Here is a 22783-nt window from a genome sequence, read left to right on the forward strand (position 1 = left end):
TTTTTCGCCCCGCTCGGCTAGCAATTCCGGCCTCCAGCCGCTACATGGGGTGGAATGAGCCGCGCCAAGAGATCCGACGACTGGGGTTTTCCCCGCTGGCGCCCTTATGGCTCGTCGCGCGAAGCGCAAAAGATACGTCTGTGCGACCGCCACGGCTGCACGAACCCCGGCAACTGTCCGGCACCCAAGTCGCCGAACAGCCCCGAACGCTGGTATTTCTGCGAAACCCACGCCGCCGAATATAATCGCGGATGGGACTATTTTGAGGGATTGAGCGCCGAAGACGCTGCCGCTCGCGCCGCCGAGGAAGCACGCGGGGCGAATAGCTATGCACGCGCACAGCATTATGCCTGGGGCGGGTCGGGCGACGGCAGCCGCAGCGCCGACGAAATGCGCGCGCTCGAAATCCTCGACCTCAAACCTGACGCCGATTTCGAGGCGACCAAAAAGGCATGGCGCGCGCTTGCGAAGGAATGCCACCCCGACGTCAAGCCCGGCGACGCCGACGCGGCGAAACGTTTCACGGCAGGGCAGGCGGCGTTCGAGGTGTTAAAGCAGGCTGAAGAGCGGAGGAGCTGGAAGCCGGCGTAAAGGCCGGAAACGACCGGATGCGGACAAGAATATCCTCCCTGTCGCGGAGCGATGGCGAGGATTCTTCTCCTCGTCACCCCGGACTTGATCCGGGGTCCATGCCTCCAGCGCTGCCGTGAGTCCCGGATCAAGTCCGGGATGACGAAGCTGAGCGAATGAACGTCCGCTCCCCACCCCAAAGCGCCCGCTATTTATAAACGCAAGCATCCAGTCCGTCGCGCCGGACCTGGCCGATGCGCGCGGTGATGGTGTTGCCGTAACGGCGCGTGAAACCCGACGGGCTGATCGCCTCGCGCTTCTTTGGCAGCGGCAGGATCGCCGCGATGCGCGCCGCCTCGCGCGGGGTCAGCTTGGCTGCGCCATGCTTGAAATAACGCTGGGCGCCGGCCTCGACTCCATAGGTACCGATGCCCGTCTCCGCGACGTTGAGATAGACTTCCATGATCCGGCGCTTGCCCCAGATCGTCTCGATCAGGAAGGTGAACCACACCTCGGGCACCTTGCGCACATAGCGCGTCCAGCCGCTGCCCTGCCACAGAAAGACGTTCTTTGCCGTCTGCTGGCTCACGGTCGATCCGCCGCGCAGCTTCTTGCCCTTGGCGTTGCGCTCGATCGCCTCTTCGATCGCGTCGCGATCGAACCCGTCATGGCTGCAGAATTTTCCGTCCTCGGCCGCGATCACCGCCCGCACCATATTGCGGTCGATATTCGACAGGCTTTCCCAATCCTTAGTGATGCCGTTGCTGTCGGCGAGCATGGTGAAGGTCACCGGCGGCGGTACGACGGCATATGCCAGCACCCACGCGATCGAAATCACGACAAACCAGAGCAGCCATTTGAAGGGTCGCAGATACCATGGCAATTTGCGGCGCTTCTGTTGTTTCCTGGCAGCGGTCGTCATTCGATTTCCATAGCCGCTTGCCCGCGTCCGGCAAGCGGCTGATTGCGATTGTCACTCTATCTCAGGGCTTAGGCGGGTCGTCTTCTTTCTTGCCGGTCGCGTTGTCGGCCGCTTCGCCCGCCCTCGCCGCTGCGGCTTTCGCCTTTTCGCCGGCCTCGGCCGCAAGCGAGCGCATCTTCGCCTCGGCTTCGCCTTCCTTGCCGCTCATCACCAGCCACGCCATCGCCGCCGCGACGACTAGCGACAGCATCGCGAGCCAATATCCGATTTCCCAATGAACCTGGATCATCGCCAGCGCCGCCTGGTCCATGCCGCTGTTCTGGCCGTTCTTCGCCGCCTCCTCGAGGAGAGCGTCCTTGCTGTATCGCCAGGTGCCGATGAAGATCAGCGCAACCGCCGCGATCGATGTGCCGAGCACGAGTTTAGCGGCCTCCCGCCCCTTCATGAAGAGCAGCGCCAGCCCGCCCGCGATCGCGAGCAGCGCGAGGATCAACCAGAGGTTGAGCGACGCGCCGTCGCCTGCCTGCGCCGCCTGGCCCATCGCGGTGACGCGGCCGAACGCGAGGCCGAAGCCGGTCGCCTCGACGAGCTTCTGTTCGGAACAGCTGACAGTCATCCATGGCAGCAGGAAGGCCGCCAGCGCGATGCCTTTCGGAATCCGGATCCATTTCCACATGAGGACCTCCCCCTTCGGTCGAACCTAAGGGGGAGGCTGGTCCTTTTGCATCCGCGAGTCAAATCGCAGGTTTATGACATCGAAACGCCGGTCAGGCCGAGACGAGGCGCCGGTCGCCGGCGAGCTTGAGCATCGCCTTCTGCAGCTTTTCGAACGCCCGCACCTCGATCTGGCGGACGCGTTCGCGGCTGACGTCATAGACCTGGCTCAGATCCTCGAGCGTCTTCGGGTCGTCGGTCAGGCGGCGTTCGGTCAGGATATGGCGCTCGCGCTCGTTGAGCGTTTCGAGCGCTTCGTTCAGCAGCGAATGGCGCACGTCGCGCTCCTGCGCTTCGGCGACGCGTTCGTCCTGCAGCGGACCTTCGTCGCCGAGCAAATCCTGCCACTGGCTGTCGCCATCCTCGCCCATGGGCACGTTCAGCGAGGTGTCGCCGCCCATCGCCATGCGGCGGTTCATGCTGACGACCTCGTCCTCGGTGACGCCGAGGTCGGTCGCGATCTTCGCGACATGCTCGGGGCTAAGATCGCCGTCCTCGAACGCTTCGAGATTGTTCTTCATCCGGCGAAGGTTGAAGAACAGCTTCTTCTGCGCCGCGGTGGTCCCCATCTTGACGAGGCTCCACGAGCGCAGGATGAATTCCTGGATCGAGGCGCGGATCCACCACATCGCATAGGTCGCGAGACGGAAGCCGCGTTCGGGGTCGAACTTCTTCACGCCCTGCATCAATCCGATATTGCCTTCGCTGATCAGCTCGCTGACCGGCAGGCCATAGCCGCGATAACCCATCGCGATCTTCGCGACGAGGCGGAGGTGCGAGGTGACGAGCTGCGCGGCGGCTTCATTGTCACCGTGCTCCTGGAAACGCTTGGCGAGCATATATTCCTGCTCGGGCGTCAGAAGCGGAAATTTGCGGATTTCGGCCAGGTAGCGGTTCAGGCTCGCCTCACCGCCGAGCGCGGGCACCGTTGCCGGAACATTGCTTTTGTTAGCCATGGAGAGTGTCTTCCCTAAAACCTGAAATCATTCTGCCCCGGTTCGGCCCGGCGGTCAAAATAGATTTTCATTCGAAACCTAAACGCGCAATTCATCGATCAGTTCCCGCATGTCCGCTGGGAGTTCGCTGTCGAGCGCGATCCTGTTACCGGTCACCGGATGAATAAAGCCCAAATGGGCCGCGTGCAATGCCTGCCGCTCGAAATTCCGCGCTTTCAGAACCTCGGACAGCGGCTTTCTGGCGCGGCCATAGACCGGGTCGCCGACCAGCGGATGCCCGATATGGGTCATATGAACGCGGACCTGGTGCGTGCGGCCCGTCTCGAGCCGGCATTCGACCAGCGTCGCCCCGTTCAGCGGCTCGACCGTCCGGTAATGGGTGATCGCATGCTTGCCGCGCCCCTCGGCGACGACCGCCATCTTCTTGCGGTTCGTGCTCGACCGGCCCAGCGCTGCGTCGATTGTCCCGTTCGCGGGCATCGGGCGCCCGGTTGCGATCGCGAGGTAACGGCGGTCGATGCTGTGCGCCGCGAACTGTTTCGCAAGGCCTTCGTGCGCCTTGTCGTGCTTCGCCGCGACGATCAGCCCGCTCGTATCCTTGTCGATCCGGTGGACGATTCCGGGGCGCGCGACGCCGCCGATCCCCGACAATTGCCCGGCGCAATGATGGAGCAGCGCATTGACCATCGTGCCATCGAGATTGCCCGCAGCAGGATGGACGACCATCCCGGCGGGCTTATCGACGACGATCAGATGCTCGTCCTCAAAAGCGATGACAAGGCTCATGTCCTGCGCCACATTGTGCGCGGGCGTCGCGGCGGGCAGGCGGACCTCGATCGTCGAGGACACGGCGGCCTTCGCCGAGGGGTCCCACAGAATCACGCCGGTCGCATCGGCGACGCGTCCACCCTTGATCAAGGTCTTCAACCGCTCGCGCGAAAGGGAGGGGAGCGCCTCGGCCAGCGCGCGGTCGAGCCGCAGCCCGGCCGCGCTGTCCTCCAGCGTCACAGTCAGTATCTCGTCGTCCCCCAACATTGGTCGGGATATGTGTTTGGCGTGCCGATTTTCAAGGGGCCGGGGGCGCCGTGCCTTCGCCGGTATGACGGTGAGGGGTGAATGGAAAAGGAACCAGCTTGCCCTGGGCACTGTGCCTGCCCTAGGGACGACCCACGCCGGAAACATCCGGCCGCTGCGCTGGGGAGCCTGTTCATCCATGTCCGACGATCGCGTCGATTTCGCGTCGATGCTGGCCTCGCGCCTGTGTCACGATCTTCTGAGCCCGGTGGGGGCCTTTGCCAACGGCCTCGAACTGCTCGCGGACGAGAAGGACCCCGAAATGCGGGCCCGGTGCATCGATCTGCTCGAACAGAGCGCGCGCACCTCGGCGAATAAGCTCAAATTCTTCCGCCTCGCCTTCGGTTCGGCAGGCGGCTTCGGCGAATTCGTCCCGGCCGATGAAGCCAAATCGGCGATCCAGGGCATCATCGGCGACCGCGCGATCGAGCTGAACTGGATGATCGGCGCCGAACCGCTGCCCAAGCCCGCGGTCAAGATCATCCTCAACCTATCGCTGCTTCTCGTCGATGCGCTGGTGCGCGGCGGACGGCTCGACATCGGCTGCGAAAAGCAGGGGGAGGGCATCGAGATCGCGCTGCATGTCGAGGCCGAACGCATCTTCCTCGACGCTGACGTCGAGCGCATCCTTGCCGAAGGTGAGGGCGCGACCGCGATGACCTCGCGCACCGCGCCCGCGGTACTGGTGCAGGCGGTCGCGCGGCAGAACGGCGGCACTGTGATGCTCGCGCGCGAGACGCCGACCTCGCTGCTGGTCGGCGCGGTGCTTAGGGGTAACTGACGGGCTTCTCCCGCGACGGCGTCATCCGGCGGCGGCTGATGATCGGCTGTCTGTGGTCGGCACGACCAGCTCGACCCGCCGGTTCTTTGCGCGCCCGACGGGATCATCGCCGCCCGCGGCCTTTTCGTTGGGCGCGATCGGCGCAGTCTCGCCCCGGCCCGACACGAGCAACTCGCGCTGGCGAACGCCGACCTGCTCGCGAAGCCAGTCCGCGACCCTGTTCGCGCGCGCTTCGGAAAGCGTCTGGTTGTACGCTTCATCGCCCTTGTTGTCGGTATGTCCGACCACCCGTATCGCCCCGGGCGGGCTACGACGGATCATTTCGGCTGCCTTGCGCAGTTCCACCTCGGCCGCAGGCGTCAGCACGGCCTTGTCATATTCGAACAAGGCGTCGGCGGGCAGGTCGATGATCGTGCCCATGTCGGTGACCCGCGTCTGAAGTCCGCTCACCGTGCCCGTGAGCGGGCTGACTTTTGCGCTGAAGCCGGGGCGCGCCGGCGGCGGGGCCGTGTCGGCGGCGGGGGCCGGCGTCGCGATCGGGCTTTCGTCCTCGTCGGCGGCATCGGCCGGGGCGTTCGCCGAACAGCCGCCGATCGAAGCAGCCGTGGCGATGGACAAGAGCGCCCGCTTCATCGCTGGACGGGAATGCCGTCGAAGGGTGCGACCCCGGGAAGGCTGATCGAAACCGTGGGACTCGTGGCCGGCGGCGCCGGGAATTTGGCCCACATCACGCCGGGCTTGGAGGTGCAATCGACCATCATATTATCGTTTTCCGGACTGCTGCTGCGGTTGAGGTTCGACACCATCGCATTGCCTTCATTATCCTTCAGCACGCCAATGCGCTGCGACGTGGCATCGTCGATCACGCTGACCTGGGCGACGCGGATCGATTCACGATTGTATCGCTCGGGGCTCGAGCAACGCAGGGTGACGGTCAAGATGTCGCCCGTGACCTTGACCGAAAGCAGGTCGACCTGCGATCCGTCGGGGCCGGGCTGGGACTGGATCACCGTCGCGGCGGGCATCGGTGTGACCGGCGAGGTTTCCGGTTCGGCCTTGGCCTCGTCGCGCATCACGCCGCCGGTGGCAGCACCTGCCGTGTCGTCTTGCGTCGGCTTTTCCTTCGCCGTGCATGCAGCTAGCGCCAAAACCGCCGCGCCGGCCAGCGTAAATATCTTCAATTGCATGAAATTCCTCCCGGTCAGCTCGTGCCCGAATACGCACGACCGCCTGCAGGGTTCCGCGCATTGCCCGGCGACCGGGCCAGCTGGCGCGAAAGAATGGGTTGTCGCCCCGCCGTCCCTCGGCGGAGCAGCGCAAGTAAAGCCACTTTTAACCATTGTCCGCCATGGTGAAGCCTCAGTTTTTGGGGCGCACCGATACGGCGATGGACGATCTGCTGAACGACTTTTTGGCCGAAACGGCAGAAATCCTGACCGAAGCGGGCGGGGCGATCGTGGCGTGGGAGGCGGATCCCGCCGACCGCGCGCAGCTCGACGCCATTTTCCGCTTCGTGCACACGATCAAGGGCAGCTCGGGCTTCCTCGCCTTGCCGCGCGTCACCGCGCTCTCGCACGCCGCCGAGGACGCGCTCGATCAGGTGCGCCGCGGCAACCGTGTCGCAGATGCCGCGCTCGTCACGGCGGTGCTCGGCGTCGTGGACCGGCTGAACGACCTTTGCGCCGCGCTCGGGCAGGATGGAACCGAACCGGCGGGCGACGACCGCGACGTGATCGGCGCGCTCGCCGAACGATCGGCCGACGACGACGCGCGGCTTGAAATCGCTGGTGTTCCCCTGCGCAGGGAGGACGACCTTGGCGCCGACCTGCAGAGCTGGCGCTCGATCCGCGTTCCGTTGCCGTTGCTCGACAGCGTGATGACGGGCGTCACCGACATCGTGCTCGCGCGCAACGAATTCGCCCGGATGCTGCGCGAATCGGGCGCCGACCTTTCGCTGATCGCCTCGTTCGACCGCCTCTCCGATTCGATCGCCGGCATGCGCCAGTCGGTCAGCCAGATGCGGATGCAGCGGATCGACAAGCTCTTCGCGCCGCTGCCGCGGATCGTTCGCGATCTTGCCCAGGAAATGGGCAAGAAGATTGCTTTCCAGACGAGCGGCGGCGAGGTCGAACTCGATCGCGAGATGATGGAGAATATCCGCGATCCGTTGATCCACATCGTGCGCAACGCGATCGATCACGGTATCGAACCGCTCGAGGATCGCGTCGCGGCGGGCAAGGAGATCACCGCGACGATTTCGGTATCGGCGCGTCAATCGGGAAACCAGATCGAGATCGAAATCCGCGACGACGGCCGCGGGCTCTCGCCGGATGCCCTTGTCGCGAAAGCCGTTGCGGCGCGTCTCGTCTCCGCAACCGAAGCGCGTGCGCTGGGGCCGAAGGAAAAGCTCGAGCTGATCTTCCGGCCCGGTTTCTCGACGGCTGCGACGGTCACCGCCATCTCGGGTCGCGGCGTCGGCATGGACATCGTCAAGGCGAACGTCGAAAAGATCGGCGGCGTCGTCGAACTGCGCAATGACGAGGGCCGGGGCCTGACGATCCTGCTTCGCGTGCCGATGACGCTGACGATCATTTCGGGCCTGATGGTGCGCGCGGCGGGGCAATATTTCGCCATCCCGCGCGGCGCAGTGCGCGAAATCCTGCTCGAAGGCGGCGATAGCGTGCGCATCGACCGGGTCGGCGGCGGCGAGCTTGCGACGGTGCGCGGCGAGCAATATCCGCTGCTCCGCCTCGAAACCGCGCTCGGCCGCGGGCGCCACCATGGCGACGACCTCGACGATCGCGCGCTTGTCATCGTCCGGCCGGGGCAGGGGCAAAGCTACGCGCTGAGCGTCGCGGCAATCCACGATCATGAGGAGTTGGTGATCAAACCGGCGGCGCCGATGATCATGGCGACGGGGCTGTATGCGGGGACCACGCTACCCGACAACGGCCGCCCCGTGCTGCTGCTCGACGTTCAGGGCCTGCTCGCCGCCGCGGCGATCGATGCGAACGAAGCGGGGCGCGGCCGCGACCGTGCCGCCGAAGTCGAAGCCGAGGCGGTGGCGGCGCGCAACGCAGCGCAGTTGCTGCTTTTCCGCGACACGAACGCCCGCATTCGCGGGGTGCGCCTGTCGGTGATCGAGCGGGTCGAAGAAGTGCCGGCATCGAGCCTGTTCGAAAGCGCGGGGCGGATCCAGGCCCGGATCGGCGACGATATCTTCCCCGTTCATGCTGCGACCTTGCCGGGCGGCGAGGGGACGCTGAAGCTGCTTCGTCTCTACGACGGGCAGGCCGTGCTCTGTTATCCGATCGCCGAGGTGATCGACATCGTCCGCCTGCCCGACGCGGTGCAACCCTCGGCCGCGCCCGGACTGATCGCCGGTGTCGTGCTCGTGGGCGGCGAGCCGGTCGAGCTCATCGATCCCTTCTGGCTGATGGAGCAATATGCCCGAGATGCGGCCGCGGCACCGTCGCTGCGCCAGCCGGTGTGCCGCCTTGCCGACGATCGCGACGGTTGGGGCGACCATTTCCTCGCCCCGATCCTGCGCAGCGCCGGCTATCGCGTGATTGCGGACGGCGACCCGTCCAACGAGGCGGCGGACGTCCTCCTCTGCCTGACCGGAGACGGCGAAATCTGCCCGCACATCGAGTGCGACGTGCCGGTGATCCGCCTGCGCACGTCGATCGCCGCGACGGGGCCCGAGGACGAAAGCGTCTATCGTTACGACCGCCAGGCGCTGCTCGACGCGATGCGCCGCAGCGTCGGGGGAAGGGGGCAATGATGGAAAGGCTCTATCTCGTCGCGCGCATCGCCGACACGCGCGTGGCGCTCCGCAGCCGCGCGATCCATTCGGTCGTCACCGTCGGCGCGCCGGTGGAGGTGCCCGGTGCACCGCCGCATGTCGCGGGCCTTTTCGCGCTGCGCAGCCGCGTGTTCACGCTGATCGACCCGCATGTCGTCATCGGCCTTTCGGCGGTGCCGGTCGTTCCGGGCCAGCGCGTGATCGTCGTCGAGGTCGCCGAGCATGGCTATGCGCTGCTCGCCGACGAAATCGAGGATGTCTGTTTCATCGAGGCGCCCGAGACGCGCGTCACCGGAAAGCTGCTTCCGGGCTGGGCGCGCGTCGCTGATGCGGTGATCGAATATGACGGCGCCTCGCTGCTCGTCGTCGACCCGTCCAATTTTATCACGCTGCCGGCCTTAAAGGCGGCATGAATCTGGCCGTTTATTAACGGGCTGCACACGCCTTGGTCGTAAATGTCCCAAATCCCCGGGGGTCGGAGTTAATTGAATGTCGAAATCTTGTCTGGTCGTCGATGACAGCAAAGTCATTCGCAAGGTCGCGCGCCATATCCTTGAAAGCATGTCCTTTGCCGTCGAAGAGGCGGCCGATGGCCAGGAGGCGCTGACCTTCTGCCGCGCCAATCGTCCCGATGTCATCCTGCTCGACTGGAACATGCCGGTGATGAGCGGGATGGAGTTCCTCGGCGCATTCAACGACCTCGACTATGGGCGCGAAGAACGCCCGCGCGTCGTTTTCTGCACGACCGAAAACAGCATCGACCATATCCGCGCCGCGATCGAAGCCGGAGCGGACGAATATGTGATGAAGCCGTTCGACCGCGAAACGCTCGAAGGAAAGCTGCAGCTCGTCGGCATCGCTTGAGGTTTTGCCCGTGGCCCAGCCGCAACCCCGAATTCCGGATATCGAGCCGACCGCCCGCACCGTGCGCGTGATGCTGGTCGATGACAGCCTCGTCGTTCGCAGCATCCTCGAACGGATCGTCGACCAGCGGCCGGGTCTCAAGATCTGCGCCTCGGTCGCTTCGGCGCACGACGCGCTCGACTATCTTTCGCGCGAGCCCGTCGATGTCGTCGTGCTCGACGTCGAGATGCCGGGCATGAACGGAATCGACGCGCTGCCGCACATATTGGAACGGGCCGAAAAGGCGCGAGTGCTCATCCTCTCGTCGAACTGTGTCGAAGGCGGCCCCGCGGCGATCGAAGCCCTTGCGCTGGGCGCCAGCGACACGCTTGCCAAACCGGGACGCGGAAGCTTTTCGGGGCGTTTCGCCGAGGTGTTGACCGAGCGGATCATGACGCTCGGCCATCTGCAGGATCATCCGGCGCCGGTGCCTGTCGCCGAACGTCAGGCGCCGGCGCCGGTCGCGCTCGCGATCGATACCGACCAGCCGGTCGAGTGCATCGCGGTAGCGGCATCGACGGGCGGCATTCCCGCCTTCACCAACTTCCTCGCTCACCTCGATCCGCGGATCAGCGCGCCGATCCTGTTGACCCAGCATTTGCCCGACGCCTTCATGGAATTTTACGCGAAGCAGATCGGGATGATGACGGCGCGCCGCGTGTGCGTCGCGGAAGCGGGGATGGCGGTCGAGCCGAATGGCATCTATCTCGCTCCCGGCGACGCGCATCTGATCGTCGTGGCCAATGGCCGGCGCCGCGAGATCGCGCTCGATCATCGCCCGGTCGACAATGGCTGTTGCCCGTCCGCCGACCCAATGCTCGACTCGGTCGCCGACGTTTATGGCAAGGGCGGCATCGCCGTGATCCTCAGCGGCATGGGTCGCGACGGTGTGATCGGGGCATCGCGGCTGAAGGAAGCGGGCGGGACGATCTTTGCGCAGGCGCCCGAAAGTTGCGTCATCTGGGGGATGCCCGGGGCGGTGGCGAAATCGGGCATCGCGGCGGCGACGCTCAACCCCGATGCGATCGCGCTGTTGCTCGGCAGCTTCCTGCAGGGACGCGGGCAAGGGCGGCGCAAGCCATGATGGGCGGCAGCGCCAGCGAATCGGCCTATCGCGTCCTGATGGGCGTGCTCGAATCGCGCACCGGCCAGACGCTCTCGCCGAACCGCATCTGGCGGATCGAAATGTCGCTCAAACCCGTGATGCAGCGTCACGGCATCGCCGATCTCGACGCGCTGGTCGCGGCGCTCGTCACCTCGACCAGCCGCGGGCTGCTCGACGACACGGTCGACGCGATGCTGAATAACGAAACATATTTCTATCGTGAATACAGTGTTTTCGATGAAATAGCTGCGACTGCACTTGAACAAATCCGCGAGATCAACAGACAGCGCCGGCGGCTGACGATCTGGCATTGCGGCGTTTCGACGGGGCAGGAAGCCTATTCGATGGCGATGCTGATCGCCGAGCAGGGCGCGAAATGGGCGGGCTGGCAGGTCGATATCGTCGGCACCGACGTCAGCTATCATGCGATCGGCCGCGCGCGCGTCGGCCTCTACAGCCAGTTCGAGATCCAGCGCGGTTTGCCGGTTCAGCGCATGGTGCGCTGGTTCGACCAGACCGAGGGCGGTTGGCTCGCCAAGGCCGACCTGCGCCGCCGGATCGATTTTTCGGTGCAGAATATGCTGACCGACCGGCCGCCGCTGGCCAGTCCCGCCGACCTCATCTTCTGCCGCAACCTGCTGCTCTATTTTTCCGCGCCGATGCGCCAGAAGGCCTTTGCGCGGCTGCGCGCGATGGCGGCGCCGCAAAGCTTCCTCGTGCTCGGCGCGGGCGAAACGGTGCTGGGGCAGACCGACCAGTTCGTCGCGAGCCCGCGGCTGCGCGGCCTTTATGAGCCCGCCGACCAGCAGGTACGCAGCGCGGCCGCCGCCTGACCTTGCTTTTTGCGCGCCAGTGGCGCAATCGACGGCTTGGCAAGTACAGGACGGGTCCCCGGAGCGCATGAGCGATTTTATCGAACGCTGGTCTCCCAATTTCGACGAGCGCGCGCTGCCCATCTCGATGATCGTGCTGCATTATACCGGCATGAAGAGCGGCGCAGAAGCCATTGATTGGCTTGCCAATCCCGAATCCAAGGTGTCGGCGCATTATGTCGTCAGCGAAGATGGCCAGATCACCCATATGGTGCCCGAGGACAAGCGCGCCTGGCACGCGGGGAAGTCGCACTGGCGCGGCATCAGCGACATCAACTCGGCGAGCGTCGGGATCGAGATCGTCAATCCCGGGCACGAATGGGGCTATGTGCCTTTTCCCGACCCGCAAGTCGCGTCGGTCGTCCGGCTCGTTCACATGATCAAGGATCGCTATGCGATCACGCGCGGCAACGTCGTCGGCCATTCGGACATCGCCCCGACGCGCAAGCAGGATCCGGGCGAGCTGTTCCCCTGGGAGGAGCTGGCGCGCCGCCGCCTCGCGCTGCCGCGCCCGACCAAAAAGCTTACCGATCCGCTGTGGACCGATGCGGGCTTCCTGCTGGCGCTCGAACGCTTCGGCTATGACGTGACCGACGGCTTCGCGGCGACGGTCGCCTTCCAGCGGCGGTTCCGCCCCGAATTGATCGACGGTACGATCTGCGGCGAATGCCGCGCGATCCTGCTCGCGCTGCTGCTGCCGCAGCCCGAAGGCAATTGACTCGTCAAGGCGGGCCGAAAGGCCTATATTGCTTCTCGCCAGAGGGTCGGGCGATCGCCGCTTCGCGCAAGCGAGGGGGAGGAAAGTCCGGGCTCCACGGAAACCACGGTGCCGGATAACGTCCGGCGGGCCGGCCTTCGGGCCGGTTCAGGGAAAGTGCCACAGAGAGAAGACCGCCCAAGGCCTCGGCCCGGCGAAAGGTGAAAGGGTGCGGTAAGAGCGCACCGCGCGGACGGTAACGGACGCGGCACGGCAAACCCCACCGGGAGCAAGGTCGAATAGGGATGGCACGGATTTATCCAGGGCCGGTTCCGGCCCCGCCGTCCGGGTTGACTGCTTGAGCGTTCGGGTAACCGTCCGCCTAGAGGAATGATCGCCTATCCCCGCAAGGGGTGGACAGAACCCGGCTTACAGACCCTCTGGCATATTCTCCCGCGGGGCGCGCGGGAACCGCGCCGGGCCGGGCCGCGTATTAAGCGGACCAGAAAAGGAGACGAACCATGAAAGTCGTCGATGACCATGTCGAGGTGTCCGAGACCGAGGCGAGCAGCGGGGTGAAGGGGCATAATGTCCGCTATGTGCTGGGTTTTTCACTGGCAGCGGTTGTGATTGTCCTGTCGGCAATCTGGATCGTTCCCGCGCTGTTGCAGCCCTGACGCGAGGAAAGAGAGCCGTGCGGTCAATCAGCCCGCGGGATAGCTGACCGCTATCACTTCCCACTCCTTGGGCCCGGCGGGAAGCTGGACGGTCCTGAGGTCGCCGACCGCCGCGCCGCGCAGCGCGCGGGAAAGCGGGCTGTTCCAGCCGATCCGGCCTTCGCCGGCCTCCGCCTCGTCATCGCCCACCAATGTGATGATCCGCCTCGCATCGTCGTCGTCGGCGAGTTCGACGGTGGCGCCGAACCAGATGCGACCCTTGTCGGGCTGCTCGGCGGGATCGACGACGCGCGCCGCTTTCATCCGCCGTGCGAGGAAGGAGAGCCGCCGGTCGATCTCGCGCAACCGCTTGCGGCCATAGATATAATCGCCATTCTCGCTGCGGTCGCCGTTGCCCGCGGCCCAACTGATCACCTCGACCAGCTTCGGCCGCTCGTCGCCCAGCAGCGCGTCATATTCAGCGCGCAGCGCGGCGTAGCCGGCCGGGCTGATGATGTTCGTCTTGTCCCCCGCCATCCCCTGATCCTTATCTCGTCATCCCGGCGAAGGCCGGGATGACGATGGAAAGCAACGACCAGATCAGCCTGGCGTGCGCTTGCCGAGATAGAAGCTCAGCGGCGCCTGCGCTCGTGCGCTGCCGCTCTCGCGCAGCGTGTCATAGACGACGGCGTTTTCGAGCACACGCTGGACATAATTCTTCGTCTCGAAGATCGGGATCGCTTCGATCCAGTCGAGCATCTCGATCGATCCGGTGCGCGGGTCGCCATTGGCGCGCAGCCACTTGTTCACATTGCCGGGCCCCGCGTTGTACGCTGCGACCGCGAGCGGATAGCTGCCGCCATAATAGCGGAGCATCTGCTGGAAATAGGTCGATCCGAGCATCATGTTGTAGTTGGTGTCGGTCGTGAGTGAGCCGGCATCGTAGCTGAGGCCGAGCTTGCCCGCGACTTCGCGCGCCGTTCCAGGCATCAGCTGCATCATGCCGCGCGCGCCGGCGTGGCTGATCGCGGCGCGGTCGAACTGGCTTTCCTGCCGCGTGATCGCGTGGATGAAGGTCCAGTTGCTTTCATGGCCTGCAGGGACGCGCACCGTCGGGAAACCCGAAACCTCCACCGCGTCGAGGCTGTTCGCCTGCGCGCTGCGGCCGATCATCACGCCAAGGTCGGGGCGGCCGATCTGATTGGCAAGCTGCCCCGCGAGCACATGGTCGGCGGGCGAACTCGCCTTTTGCGCGAGCGCGCGCAGGAACGCCGATTGCTCGCGCCATGCGCCGATTTCGCCGAGCGCGCGCGCGGCGCGCACCAGCCGGTCGTCTTCGAAGGCACGCTTTTCGGTGCTGCTGACCTCGATCGTCGGGTTCGGCGTCGGCTTGGGCTGCGGACGGTTCAGCCGCTCGAGCGCCAGCTGGCCGTAGAATTGATCATAATGCTGCGCCGCATCGGCGAAATGCGCGTTCGCGGTGGCCCGATCGCCCGCCGCCAGCGCGGCGCGGCCGGCCCAGTAAAAGCCCTTGGTGCGCGTCTGCGCCGAGCGTGCGGCTTCGCCATAAGCGCGGTAGAGCTTCACCGCCTCCGCGGGCCGGCGCAGATCCTTGAACGCGAGCTGCCCAGCGAGCCAGGCGAGCGAAGTGTAATCGTCGCGCACGCCCAGCGGGGTTTCGCGGACGACGGTGCCGGGGGGAAGCGCGTCGTCGAGCTGGCGCGCGATATTATATGCGGTCAGCTTGTCGCCGCCCGCGTCGGCCTGCCGCGCGTTGGTGAGCAGCGTTTCCAGCCATTCCTCGGCATCGGTCGGCGCTTTCGACAGCGATCGCGGTGCCGCGAGCAGTGCGCGCGCTTCGCCGACGCGGCCCGACGCGCGCAGCCAGGTCGCCTTGTCGGTGATATAGCCGGGGTCGGTGCGGGTCAGCGACGGGTTGGCGCTTTCGACCGCCGACGCCTGGAAGGCGGCATCGACCGCGCCGCTGCGCATCGCGAGCCGCGCCGCGAAGATGTTGCGCTTGTCGGGCGACGTATAGGCGAGCTGGCGGCTGGCGGCAGAGGTGGCTCCGAGCCAAAGCAGCTTGTCCATGCGCGCGTCATGGTCGGCGGGCGCGATCGCGCCGGGGAACATGCTGAGCGCGCGGCTTGTTTCATAATCGTCGAGCGGTCCGCTCGTCCAAGCGCGCCGGACGGCGGCATTGGCATCTTCGCGCCGGCCCGATGCGTTGAGCGCGAGCGCATAGCGGAGCTGTCCACTCGCGGTTTGCGGCGGATAGGACTGGAAATAGGCGAGGGTGCGCGCGGGATCATAGCTGTCGAGCGAGATCGCCTTTTCGGCCCGCGTGCGCAGCTTCTCGGCGTCGGGCCAGCCGCGGTTCGCCATCAGAAAGCGCGACAGCTGGTCGAACGAGGCACCGGTGTTGGCGGTCAGCCGCCGCCATTCCATCACCGCATCGCCGACCGAATTGGGCGAGGGCGGCGGACCCGATACGGAGGCGAGCCCCATCTGGGCGCGATACCAGGCCATTTGCTCGGGTGTCAGCTCGCTGGCGTTCGCAGCGGCGGGGATGGCGAGGGCCAGCGCGAGCGCGAGCCGGGAAATGCGGGGCAGCGTGGTCATGATGGCCATACTAATGCCAAACTCCTTGCGGGGCGCTGAATAGACGTCCAATAGCGGCGCGCCGGCCGGATTCTATCGGCTCAGCCATGTTCTTGTAAAGGAGCGGTGCATGTTTTCGGGTTCGATTCCCGCCTTGGTGACGCCATTCCGCGATGGGGCGTTCGACGCGCCCGCCTTCGCGCGCCTTGTGGACTGGCAGATCAAAGAGGGCACCAGCGCGCTGGTCCCGTGCGGGACGACCGGTGAGAGCCCCACGCTCGGCTTCGAAGAACATTATCAGGTCATCGACACCTGCATCGAGGCGGCCGCTGGACGCGTGCCGGTGATCGCGGGCTGCGGATCGAACGACACCGCGACCGCCATCCGCCACATGCGCTATGCGCAGGCAGCCGGCGCGACCGCGGCGCTGATCGTCGCGCCCTATTACAACCGGCCGAGCCAGGACGGGCTGATCGCACATTATCACGCGCTTGCCGACGCCAGCGACCTGCCGATCGTCGTTTATAACGTCCCCGGCCGCACCGTCGCGGACATAAGCGCCCAAACGATGTGCAAGCTCGCCGAAATTCCGAGCGTCGTCGCGGTCAAGGATGCGAGCGGCGACCTTGCGCGCGTGACGGAGCATCGCGCCGGGGCAGGTGTGGATTTCTGCCAGCTTTCGGGCAACGACGATCTGTGGCTCCCGCACGCCGTGATGGGCGGCGTCGGTTGTATCTCGGTCACCGCCAACGTTGCGCCGCGCCTCTGTGCCGATTTCGCCGCCGCTTGCGCCGCTGGCGACTGGACACGCGCGCTGACGCTCCACGACCGCTTGTTCGCCCTTCACAAGGCGATGTTCTCCGACACCTCGCCGGGACCGGTCAAATATGCGCTGTCGCGTCTCCACGACTGGTTTTCGCCCGAAGTGCGCCTACCTATCATCCCGGCGTCCGAAGCATCGTGCAAGGCCGTCGATGCCGCGCTGTCGTCGGCAGGAGTGATGTAAGCTTTCGCCATGGCCCGTCCGCAGTCCGCCGCCGAATTCGACAAGAAGAAAGTCGTCGCCGAGAACCGGCGCGCGCGCTTCGACTATGCCATCGAACAGGTGTTCGAGGCCGGCATCGCGCTGCAGGGGACAGAAGTGAAGTCGCTGCGCTTCGGCGAGGGCACGATCGCCGAGAGCTATGCCGAGGTCACCGGCGGCGAGGTTTGGCTGATCAACGCCAACATCCCCGAATTCAGCCACGGCAACCGCTTCAACCACGAGCCCAAGCGGCCGCGCAAGCTGCTGCTCAACTGGCGCGAGATCAACAAGCTGCACGCCGGCGTGATGCGCCAGGGCATGACGCTCGTGCCGCTAAGCGTCTATTTCAACAGCCGTGGCCGCGCCAAGGTCGAACTCGCGCTCGCGAAGGGCAAGAAGGCGCACGACAAGCGCGAGTCGATCAAGGAACGCGACTGGAAGCGCGACAAGCAAAGATTGATGAAGGACCGCGGATGAGCGGCGGCAAGCCCCGCGACAAGGCTGCGGTGATGAACTGGATCCGCCGCAACTCGCCGACGCGCGAGGAATTGCTGGCGAGCCGCTTCATCAAGCCGTTCGCGCACCGGGTCGCGCACAGCCATCTGTGGCGCTTCACGCGCACCTCGGTGCCGCGCGGCACCGCGCTCGGGCTGTTCGTCGGCATCTTCTTCCTGATCCCCGGCGTGCAGATATTGGGCGTCGCGCTGCTCGCGCTGCCGTTCCGTGCCAATATCCCGATCGGCGCGGCGATGACCTTCCTGTCGAACCCGGTGACGACGCCGTTCATCATCATCGCTTCGGTGTGGCTCGGCGACTGGCTGTTCGGCCTCCACGCGAACAGCGCGACCTTTTCGTCGATGATCGAGCATGGCGCGTCGGCGGGCGAGTGGGTGCGCTGGGTTTTTTCGGATGCGGCGCCCGCAATGCTCGCGGGGCTGTTCGTGATTTCGGTCGTCTCGGCGGCCGTCGGCTATGTGCTCGCGACATTGTTCTGGGACAATTGGATACGCCTCCGCTGGCGGCGCAAGCTGGCGCGCGCACGCGACCAACGACATGAGGCATCGACCAGCGACACGGCCGCCGGTTGAACCCCCAAGAAGCAGGCGTATAGCTGTCGCATCGCTGATCCGCGGCGTGCCTTTGCGGCGCGGTTCTTCGCTTCAAATCGATAACTGGGGAATATCATGACTCGCTTGAATATTTCTTCGCGCCTGCTCGCGACCGCCGCTTTTGGCGGAATCATGCTCGCCGCCGTTCCGGCCGCCGCACAGGAGCAGGCGGCGCCTGCCACCACCGCCGCCAAGCCCGAAATCGGCGATTTCGGCTTCGACCTTTCGGGCATGGACAAGGGCGTCCAGCCGGGCGACGATTTCTACTCCTATGCCAATGGCACCTGGGCCATGAATACCGAGATCCCCGCCGACAAATCGAATTACGGCATGTTCACCGCGCTCGCCGACCTGTCGCAAACGCGCACGCGCGAAATCCTCGACGTGGCGAAGGCCGATCCGAACAGCATGATCGGCCGCGCTTACGCCTCCTATCTCGATTCGGCCGCCGTCGAGGCCAAGGGGCTCGCGCCGATCGAGCCGTGGCTGAACAAGATTCGCGCGGTCGACAAGGCGGGGCTTGCGAAGCTGCTCGCCGAGGCCGACCGCAGCGGCGTCCAGCATTTCTTCGGCGGTTATGTCGGTCAGGATGACAAGAATCCCGACGTTTACATCTACACGATGTTCCAGGGCGGCATCGGCATGCCCGACCGCGATTTCTACCTCAAGGAGAATGAGCGGAACACCAAGCTGCAGGCTGCCTATCTGAAGCATCTCGAAAATGTCCTGACGCTCGCCGGCGAAAAGGACGCCGCGGCGCGCGCCAAGGCGATCTACGACTTCGAAAAGCAGGTCGCGACCGTCCACTGGGACAAGAACGACAGCAGCGACGCGACCAAGGTCTATAACAAGATGACGATCGCCGAGCTGGCGCAGGCCGCGCCCGGTTTCGACTGGGCGACCTTCATTCGCGGCATCGGCGTCAATGAGGATTCGATCCTCGTGTCGCAGCCGAGCGCCTTCACCGGCGAGGCGAAGCTGCTCGCCGACGCGCCGATCGGCGTGATCCGCGACATGCTGGTCGTCCGCAGCCTCGACGGCTTTTCGGACGTACTGCCCGATGCGGTCGCCAATGAGGCTTTCTCCTTTTACGGCACCGCGCTGTCCGGCACGCCGCAGATGCAGGAACGCTGGAAGCGCGCGGTCGACTTCACCACGGGCAATATGGGTGAAGCCGTCGGCAAGGATTATGTCGCCAAATATTTCCCGCCCGAAACCAAGGCGGCGATGGACGTGCTCGTCAAGAATGTGCTCGCGGCGCTCGACACACGCATCACCAATCTGACGTGGATGCAGCCCGCGACAAAGGTGAAGGCGAAGAAGAAGCTCGCCAATTTCACCACCAAGATCGGCTATCCCGACCGCTGGAAGGATTACAGCAAGCTCGAGATCAAGGCCGGCGACCTGTTCGGCAACGCGCTTCGCTCGAACCAGTTCGCGCACGATGACAATATCAGCCGCCTCGGCGGCCCGATCCGCCGCTGGGAGTGGGGGATGACCCCGATGACGGTCAACGCCTACGCCAATTTCGGCATGAACGAGATCGTCTTCCCCGCCGCGATCCTCCAGCCGCCCTTCTTCGATCCGCACGCCGACGACGCGATCAACTATGGCGGCATCGGCGCCGTCATCGGTCACGAAATCAGCCATCATTTCGACGATCAGGGCGCGAAATATGACGAGACCGGCAAGCTTGCCGACTGGTGGACCCCGGCCGACGTCGCGGCCTTCGAGGCGGCGGGCAAGGCGCTGATCGCGCAATATGACGCCTATGAAGTGCTTCCGGGCGAAAAGCTCGACGGCACCTTCACGCTGGGCGAGAATATCGGCGACCTCGCCGGCCTGACCATCGCCTATGACGCCTATAAAAAGTCGCTCGGTGGCAAGGATGCGCCGGTGATCGACGGGCTGACCGGCGACCAGCGCTTCTTCCTCGGCTGGGCGCAGGTGTGGCGGCGCAACTATCGCGAGCAGAATCTGTCGCAGCGCATCACGACCGATCCGCATTCGCCGTCGATCCAGCGGACTTGGGTCTCGCGCAATCTTGACCCTTGGTATAAGGCCTACCAGATCAAGCAGGGCCAGAAGCTCTATCTGGCACCCGAGGACCGCGTTCGCATCTGGTGATGCGCCACTGAGAAAGAGTGTCATTTGACCGTGCAAAGCCTGCCCTCCGCTGATGGTGATGTCATCAGGGGGGCGGGCCCTGCCGCCGGGCTGCTTTCGGCTCCGGCGGGCCTCTCGCGGCTCGACGCGGGCTTGCTCGGCGGCCTTGTGCTGCTTTCGGCAGCCTTGCTGTTCTGGGCGACGGGCAGCGCGATTCTGGCGGCAGGATTCGTGGCGGGCCTGGCCGTTGCGGCGGCCGGCGTACTGCTTGTGCGCCGGGTCTTTCCCGCAGCCGTGTCGGGCGAGGCTGCCGCGCCCGACTGGACGATGCTGCGCCAGGCGGTCAATCATGACGATGTCGCGATCGCGGTGACCGACCGCGCGGGGCGGATGGTCTGCGCGAACGACCTGTTCGGCACCTGGTTCAATGGTTTCGTGACGCCGCCTGGCCTCCCGCTCGAAGGACGCGGCGCCGAAATGCTTAAAAATGCCGGCCGCATCGCGTGGCGCGACGGCGAGGGGCATGCCGACGATATCGCGATCGGCCCGCTGCAGTTGCGCGCGCAGGTGACGCGCGCCGGGCAGTCGGAGGATTATCTCGTCTGGCGCTTCTCGGCGCTCGAACGGCTCGACTTGGTCGCTGAAATCGTCCGTCATCTCGACGGGCCTGCGGGCCGGACGCTGGGTCATGCCGGTGTGATGGCCGCGCTCGTCAGCGCCGAAGGGCGGCTGCGCGTCGCCAACCAGGCCTTCCTCCTCCGCGCGCTGGGGGAGGATGACGCGCTGCATTATGCCGGCCGCGACGTTGCGCCGATGATCCGGCTCGATGACGCGGGCGCACTCTATTTCGCGCGTGAGGGCGACCGCGCGACGCCCGTGCGGCTGATTCAGATCCCGCTAGCGCCCGCCGACAGCAATACGCCGATGCTGCTCGCGTTGCTCGACGAGGAAATGGGGCCGGCCGACCGCGGCACCGCGCAGACCTATGTCGAAACCTTGCTGTCGCTGCTGCCGTTCGGGCTGGCGATGGTCGATCGCGACGGGCGCTTCCTTTATATGAACCGTGCCTTCGTCCGGGCGGCGAGCCTTCCCGAAGGCAAGATGCCCCGCTACCCCGGCGACATCGTCGTCGGTGAAGACAAGGGGCCGCTTGCCGACATGATCCGCCGCCACAGCAGCGGACAGCAGGTCGGCGGCGACCTGTCGATCCGGCTCGCAGGGCAGAGCGGCGATCCCGTGTCGATGCGCGTCGTCGGCGTGCGCGGGCTCGGCGAGGCGGCCGTGCTTTTGAGCCTCAAGGATTCGAGCGAGGAATCGCGCCTCAAGCGCCAAGTGGCGCAGGCGTCGAAGATGCAGGCGGTCGGCCAGCTTGCTGGCGGCGTCGCGCATGATTTCAACAATATCCTGACCGCGGTGCTCGGCGCGTGCGACCTGATGTTGATGCGCCATACGCCCGGCGACAGCGACTATGACGACATCCAGCAGATTCGCAGCAACGCCAATCGCGCCGCCAGCCTGACGCGGCAGTTGCTCGCCTTCTCGCGACAGCAGACGCTGCGCCCGCAGATATTGCAGCTGCCCGACGTGATTTCGGAGGTGTCGCATCTTTTGAAGCGCCTGATCGGCGAGACCGTCCAGCTCTCGGTGCATCACGGCCGCGGCCTTGGCGCGGTGCGTGCCGATCCGGGCCAGCTCGAACAGGTGATCATCAACCTTGCGGTCAATGCGCGCGACGCGATGCCGGGCGGCGGGACGCTGACGATCGAAACCTATCCCGTCTCGGCCGCCGACGTGCGGCAGATGGGCAATGAATTCATGCCCCCTGCCGACTATTGCGCGCTCAAGGTCAGCGATACCGGCACGGGCATTCCCGCCGACGTGCTGCCCAAGATTTTCGAACCTTTTTTCACGACCAAGGATGTCGGCAAGGGCACCGGACTTGGCCTGTCGACCGTCTATGGCATCATCAAGCAGTCGGCGGGCTATATCTTCGCCGACAGCAAGCCGGGGCAGGGGACGAGCTTTTCGATATACCTGCCCGTTCACCGCGCCGGCGGCGACGCTCCCGTCGCTCCGCCGCCACCCGCGAAGCCCAAGAAGAGCCAGTGGGGCACCGGCACCATCCTGCTCGTCGAGGACGAGGATATGGTGCGCGCCGTGGCGGAACGCGCGTTGACCCGCGCGGGTTATAGCGTCGTGACCGCCTCGCAGGGCGAAGAGGGGCTCGAACGGTTCGCACAGATGGAGAAGGTCGATTTGATCATCAGCGACGTGGTGATGCCGACGATGGACGGCCCGGCGATGGTGCGTGCGATGCGCGCCAAACGCCCCGACCTGCCGGTCCTGTTCATGTCGGGCTATGCCGAAGAACAGCTCCGCCAGTCGATCGACATCGACGATGTCGCCTTTCTGCCCAAGCCCTTTTCGGTCGCGCAGCTCGCCGAGGCGACCTCGGCGGCGCTCGACGATGCTGCGCATCGGGTGCCCAATGGCCAGTGATCGCCGCATCCTGCTCGTCGAAGACGATGTGCTGATCGGCATGATGCTTGCCGACATGTTCGACGCGCTCGACCTTCCCGAGCCCGCGCAGGCGACGAGCAACGAGGAGGCGCTCGCGCTGATTGCCGCCGAATCGCTCGCGGGGGCGCTCGTCGACATCAACCTCGGCGACGAAAAGGGCTGGCCGGTCGCCGATGCGCTCGCCGAACGCGGCATTCCCTTTGCGTTCACTTCGGGCGGCGGCGATGTCCTTCCACCCGCGCACGCGCATCGCAAGCTGATCACGAAACCGTTCCGGATCAGCGACATCGAGGCGGCGCTCGATGAGTTTTCGGCGGAATAACGCGCTTTTCGACAAAGTCGATTTTATATTGTTCCCCTCTTGTTCC

At 65.4% G+C, this 22783-nt stretch carries 23 protein-coding genes and 1 other RNA gene; 16 read left to right on the forward strand and 8 right to left on the reverse strand.

The window, feature by feature from the left end:
* The first annotated feature begins 54 nt into the window (after positions 1-54).
* A complete protein-coding gene (locus tag VSX79_RS04465) occupies positions 55-591 on the forward strand; it encodes a J domain-containing protein (protein WP_326914552.1) in 537 nt (178 codons plus the stop codon).
* A 187-nt stretch (positions 592-778) separates the two neighbouring features.
* Here VSX79_RS04465 and mtgA read toward each other — a convergent pair whose 3' ends face one another.
* The 4 genes from mtgA to VSX79_RS04485 all read right to left on the reverse strand — a co-directional run bounded on the left by mtgA (position 779) and on the right by VSX79_RS04485 (position 4197).
* A complete protein-coding gene (mtgA, locus tag VSX79_RS04470; RefSeq protein WP_179499126.1) occupies positions 779-1492 on the reverse strand; it encodes a monofunctional biosynthetic peptidoglycan transglycosylase in 714 nt (237 codons plus the stop codon).
* 61 nt (positions 1493-1553) lie between these two features.
* Positions 1554-2168: a hypothetical protein gene (locus VSX79_RS04475; RefSeq protein ID WP_326914553.1), complete on the reverse strand. Its 615-nt coding sequence runs from the start codon at positions 2166-2168 to the stop codon at positions 1554-1556.
* A gap of 91 nt (positions 2169-2259) precedes the next feature.
* Positions 2260-3162, reverse strand: a complete 903-nt coding sequence (rpoH, locus tag VSX79_RS04480; protein ID WP_179499130.1) for an RNA polymerase sigma factor RpoH — start codon at positions 3160-3162, stop codon at positions 2260-2262.
* A gap of 78 nt (positions 3163-3240) precedes the next feature.
* The gene (locus VSX79_RS04485) at positions 3241-4197 is read right to left on the reverse strand and encodes an RluA family pseudouridine synthase (protein ID WP_326914554.1); all 957 of its coding nucleotides are present in this window, start codon (positions 4195-4197) and stop codon (positions 3241-3243) included.
* 178 nt (positions 4198-4375) lie between these two features.
* On the opposite strand from VSX79_RS04485, the gene VSX79_RS04490 reads away from it, so the two are divergent.
* Complete coding sequence (locus tag VSX79_RS04490; protein WP_179499134.1) at positions 4376-5017, forward strand: histidine phosphotransferase family protein; 642 nt, start codon at positions 4376-4378, stop codon at positions 5015-5017.
* A gap of 21 nt (positions 5018-5038) precedes the next feature.
* Here the strand turns inward: VSX79_RS04490 and VSX79_RS04495 are convergent, their stop codons facing one another.
* A complete protein-coding gene (locus VSX79_RS04495; RefSeq protein WP_326914555.1) occupies positions 5039-5635 on the reverse strand; it encodes an OmpA family protein in 597 nt (198 codons plus the stop codon).
* An 11-nt stretch (positions 5636-5646) separates the two neighbouring features.
* Entirely contained in the window at positions 5647-6204 is a 558-nt protein-coding gene (locus VSX79_RS04500; protein ID WP_326914556.1) for a hypothetical protein, read from the reverse strand.
* A gap of 200 nt (positions 6205-6404) precedes the next feature.
* Here VSX79_RS04500 and VSX79_RS04505 point away from each other — a divergent pair, with 200 nt between their 5' ends.
* The 8 genes from VSX79_RS04505 to VSX79_RS04540 all read left to right on the forward strand — a co-directional run bounded on the left by VSX79_RS04505 (position 6405) and on the right by VSX79_RS04540 (position 13076).
* Complete coding sequence (locus VSX79_RS04505) at positions 6405-8801, forward strand: chemotaxis protein CheA (protein WP_326914557.1); 2397 nt, start codon at positions 6405-6407, stop codon at positions 8799-8801.
* On the forward strand, positions 8801-9235 hold the full coding sequence (locus tag VSX79_RS04510; protein ID WP_326914558.1) for a chemotaxis protein CheW: 435 nt from the start codon (positions 8801-8803) through the stop codon (positions 9233-9235). The genes VSX79_RS04505 and VSX79_RS04510 overlap by 1 nt, the downstream gene beginning before the upstream one ends.
* Before the next feature lie 76 nt (positions 9236-9311).
* The gene (locus VSX79_RS04515) at positions 9312-9686 is read left to right on the forward strand and encodes a response regulator (RefSeq protein WP_039575078.1); all 375 of its coding nucleotides are present in this window, start codon (positions 9312-9314) and stop codon (positions 9684-9686) included.
* A 10-nt stretch (positions 9687-9696) separates the two neighbouring features.
* Entirely contained in the window at positions 9697-10809 is a 1113-nt protein-coding gene (cheB, locus tag VSX79_RS04520; RefSeq protein WP_179499141.1) for a chemotaxis-specific protein-glutamate methyltransferase CheB, read from the forward strand.
* Positions 10806-11663: a CheR family methyltransferase gene (locus tag VSX79_RS04525; RefSeq protein WP_326914559.1), complete on the forward strand. Its 858-nt coding sequence runs from the start codon at positions 10806-10808 to the stop codon at positions 11661-11663. The genes cheB and VSX79_RS04525 overlap by 4 nt, the downstream gene beginning before the upstream one ends.
* A 67-nt stretch (positions 11664-11730) precedes the next feature.
* The gene (locus VSX79_RS04530; protein ID WP_179499143.1) at positions 11731-12420 is read left to right on the forward strand and encodes an N-acetylmuramoyl-L-alanine amidase; all 690 of its coding nucleotides are present in this window, start codon (positions 11731-11733) and stop codon (positions 12418-12420) included.
* 38 nt (positions 12421-12458) lie between these two features.
* Positions 12459-12847: RNase P RNA component class A (gene rnpB, locus VSX79_RS04535), an RNA gene on the forward strand.
* A 73-nt stretch (positions 12848-12920) separates the two neighbouring features.
* A complete protein-coding gene (locus VSX79_RS04540) occupies positions 12921-13076 on the forward strand; it encodes a hypothetical protein (protein WP_179499144.1) in 156 nt (51 codons plus the stop codon).
* A gap of 27 nt (positions 13077-13103) precedes the next feature.
* On the opposite strand, the gene greB is transcribed toward VSX79_RS04540, so the two are convergent.
* Together greB and VSX79_RS04550 are read right to left on the reverse strand one after the other, a co-directional pair.
* Positions 13104-13592 carry a transcription elongation factor GreB gene (gene greB, locus VSX79_RS04545; protein WP_326914560.1) on the reverse strand — a complete coding sequence of 163 codons (489 nt, stop codon included), beginning with the start codon at positions 13590-13592 and terminating at the stop codon, positions 13104-13106.
* A 63-nt stretch (positions 13593-13655) separates the two neighbouring features.
* Positions 13656-15686, reverse strand: coding sequence for a lytic transglycosylase domain-containing protein (locus VSX79_RS04550; protein ID WP_179499182.1), 2031 nt, complete (start codon positions 15684-15686; stop codon positions 13656-13658).
* 100 nt (positions 15687-15786) lie between these two features.
* Here VSX79_RS04550 and dapA point away from each other — a divergent pair, with 100 nt between their 5' ends.
* The 6 genes from dapA to VSX79_RS04580 all read left to right on the forward strand — a co-directional run bounded on the left by dapA (position 15787) and on the right by VSX79_RS04580 (position 22737).
* Positions 15787-16662, forward strand: coding sequence for a 4-hydroxy-tetrahydrodipicolinate synthase (dapA, locus tag VSX79_RS04555; protein WP_326914561.1), 876 nt, complete (start codon positions 15787-15789; stop codon positions 16660-16662).
* 9 nt (positions 16663-16671) lie between these two features.
* Positions 16672-17157 (forward strand): SsrA-binding protein SmpB, encoded by a 486-nt coding sequence (gene smpB / locus VSX79_RS04560; RefSeq protein ID WP_037554711.1) that lies wholly within the window; start codon positions 16672-16674, stop codon positions 17155-17157.
* Positions 17154-17768 (forward strand): DUF2062 domain-containing protein, encoded by a 615-nt coding sequence (locus VSX79_RS04565; RefSeq protein WP_179499184.1) that lies wholly within the window; start codon positions 17154-17156, stop codon positions 17766-17768. The genes smpB and VSX79_RS04565 overlap by 4 nt, the downstream gene beginning before the upstream one ends.
* Before the next feature lie 96 nt (positions 17769-17864).
* Positions 17865-19916, forward strand: a complete 2052-nt coding sequence (locus VSX79_RS04570) for a M13 family metallopeptidase (protein WP_326914562.1) — start codon at positions 17865-17867, stop codon at positions 19914-19916.
* A 90-nt stretch (positions 19917-20006) separates the two neighbouring features.
* On the forward strand, positions 20007-22394 hold the full coding sequence (locus VSX79_RS04575) for a hybrid sensor histidine kinase/response regulator (protein WP_373562824.1): 2388 nt from the start codon (positions 20007-20009) through the stop codon (positions 22392-22394).
* The gene (locus tag VSX79_RS04580) at positions 22384-22737 is read left to right on the forward strand and encodes a response regulator (RefSeq protein WP_179499186.1); all 354 of its coding nucleotides are present in this window, start codon (positions 22384-22386) and stop codon (positions 22735-22737) included. The genes VSX79_RS04575 and VSX79_RS04580 overlap by 11 nt, the downstream gene beginning before the upstream one ends.
* The last annotated feature ends 46 nt before the right edge of the window (positions 22738-22783 follow it).

The sequence above is a fragment of the Sphingopyxis chilensis genome, from assembly GCF_035930445.1.
In the GTDB taxonomy this organism is placed as follows: Bacteria; Pseudomonadota; Alphaproteobacteria; order Sphingomonadales; family Sphingomonadaceae; genus Sphingopyxis; species Sphingopyxis chilensis.

Excerpts from the sequence above, each read along its gene's own strand:
- VSX79_RS04530 (WP_179499143.1), top strand. The coding sequence starts at position 11,731 with ATGAGCGATTTTATCGAACGCTGGTCTCCCAATTTCGACGAGCGCGCG.
- VSX79_RS04490 (WP_179499134.1), top strand. The coding sequence starts at position 4,376 with ATGTCCGACGATCGCGTCGATTTCGCGTCGATGCTGGCCTCGCGCCTG.
- rpoH (WP_179499130.1), bottom strand. The coding sequence starts at position 3,162 with ATGGCTAACAAAAGCAATGTTCCGGCAACGGTGCCCGCGCTCGGCGGT.
- VSX79_RS04540 (WP_179499144.1), top strand. The coding sequence starts at position 12,921 with ATGAAAGTCGTCGATGACCATGTCGAGGTGTCCGAGACCGAGGCGAGC.
- mtgA (WP_179499126.1), bottom strand. The coding sequence starts at position 1,492 with ATGACGACCGCTGCCAGGAAACAACAGAAGCGCCGCAAATTGCCATGG.
- dapA (WP_326914561.1), top strand. The coding sequence starts at position 15,787 with ATGTTTTCGGGTTCGATTCCCGCCTTGGTGACGCCATTCCGCGATGGG.
- VSX79_RS04510 (WP_326914558.1), top strand. The coding sequence starts at position 8,801 with ATGGAAAGGCTCTATCTCGTCGCGCGCATCGCCGACACGCGCGTGGCG.
- VSX79_RS04515 (WP_039575078.1), top strand. The coding sequence starts at position 9,312 with ATGTCGAAATCTTGTCTGGTCGTCGATGACAGCAAAGTCATTCGCAAG.
- smpB (WP_037554711.1), top strand. The coding sequence starts at position 16,672 with ATGGCCCGTCCGCAGTCCGCCGCCGAATTCGACAAGAAGAAAGTCGTC.
- VSX79_RS04565 (WP_179499184.1), top strand. The coding sequence starts at position 17,154 with ATGAGCGGCGGCAAGCCCCGCGACAAGGCTGCGGTGATGAACTGGATC.
- VSX79_RS04570 (WP_326914562.1), top strand. The coding sequence starts at position 17,865 with ATGACTCGCTTGAATATTTCTTCGCGCCTGCTCGCGACCGCCGCTTTT.
- VSX79_RS04465 (WP_326914552.1), top strand. The coding sequence starts at position 55 with ATGAGCCGCGCCAAGAGATCCGACGACTGGGGTTTTCCCCGCTGGCGC.
- VSX79_RS04505 (WP_326914557.1), top strand. The coding sequence starts at position 6,405 with ATGGACGATCTGCTGAACGACTTTTTGGCCGAAACGGCAGAAATCCTG.
- VSX79_RS04525 (WP_326914559.1), top strand. The coding sequence starts at position 10,806 with ATGATGGGCGGCAGCGCCAGCGAATCGGCCTATCGCGTCCTGATGGGC.
- VSX79_RS04475 (WP_326914553.1), bottom strand. The coding sequence starts at position 2,168 with ATGTGGAAATGGATCCGGATTCCGAAAGGCATCGCGCTGGCGGCCTTC.
- greB (WP_326914560.1), bottom strand. The coding sequence starts at position 13,592 with ATGGCGGGGGACAAGACGAACATCATCAGCCCGGCCGGCTACGCCGCG.
- VSX79_RS04485 (WP_326914554.1), bottom strand. The coding sequence starts at position 4,197 with ATGTTGGGGGACGACGAGATACTGACTGTGACGCTGGAGGACAGCGCG.
- VSX79_RS04550 (WP_179499182.1), bottom strand. The coding sequence starts at position 15,686 with ATGGCCATCATGACCACGCTGCCCCGCATTTCCCGGCTCGCGCTCGCG.
- VSX79_RS04500 (WP_326914556.1), bottom strand. The coding sequence starts at position 6,204 with ATGCAATTGAAGATATTTACGCTGGCCGGCGCGGCGGTTTTGGCGCTA.
- VSX79_RS04580 (WP_179499186.1), top strand. The coding sequence starts at position 22,384 with ATGGCCAGTGATCGCCGCATCCTGCTCGTCGAAGACGATGTGCTGATC.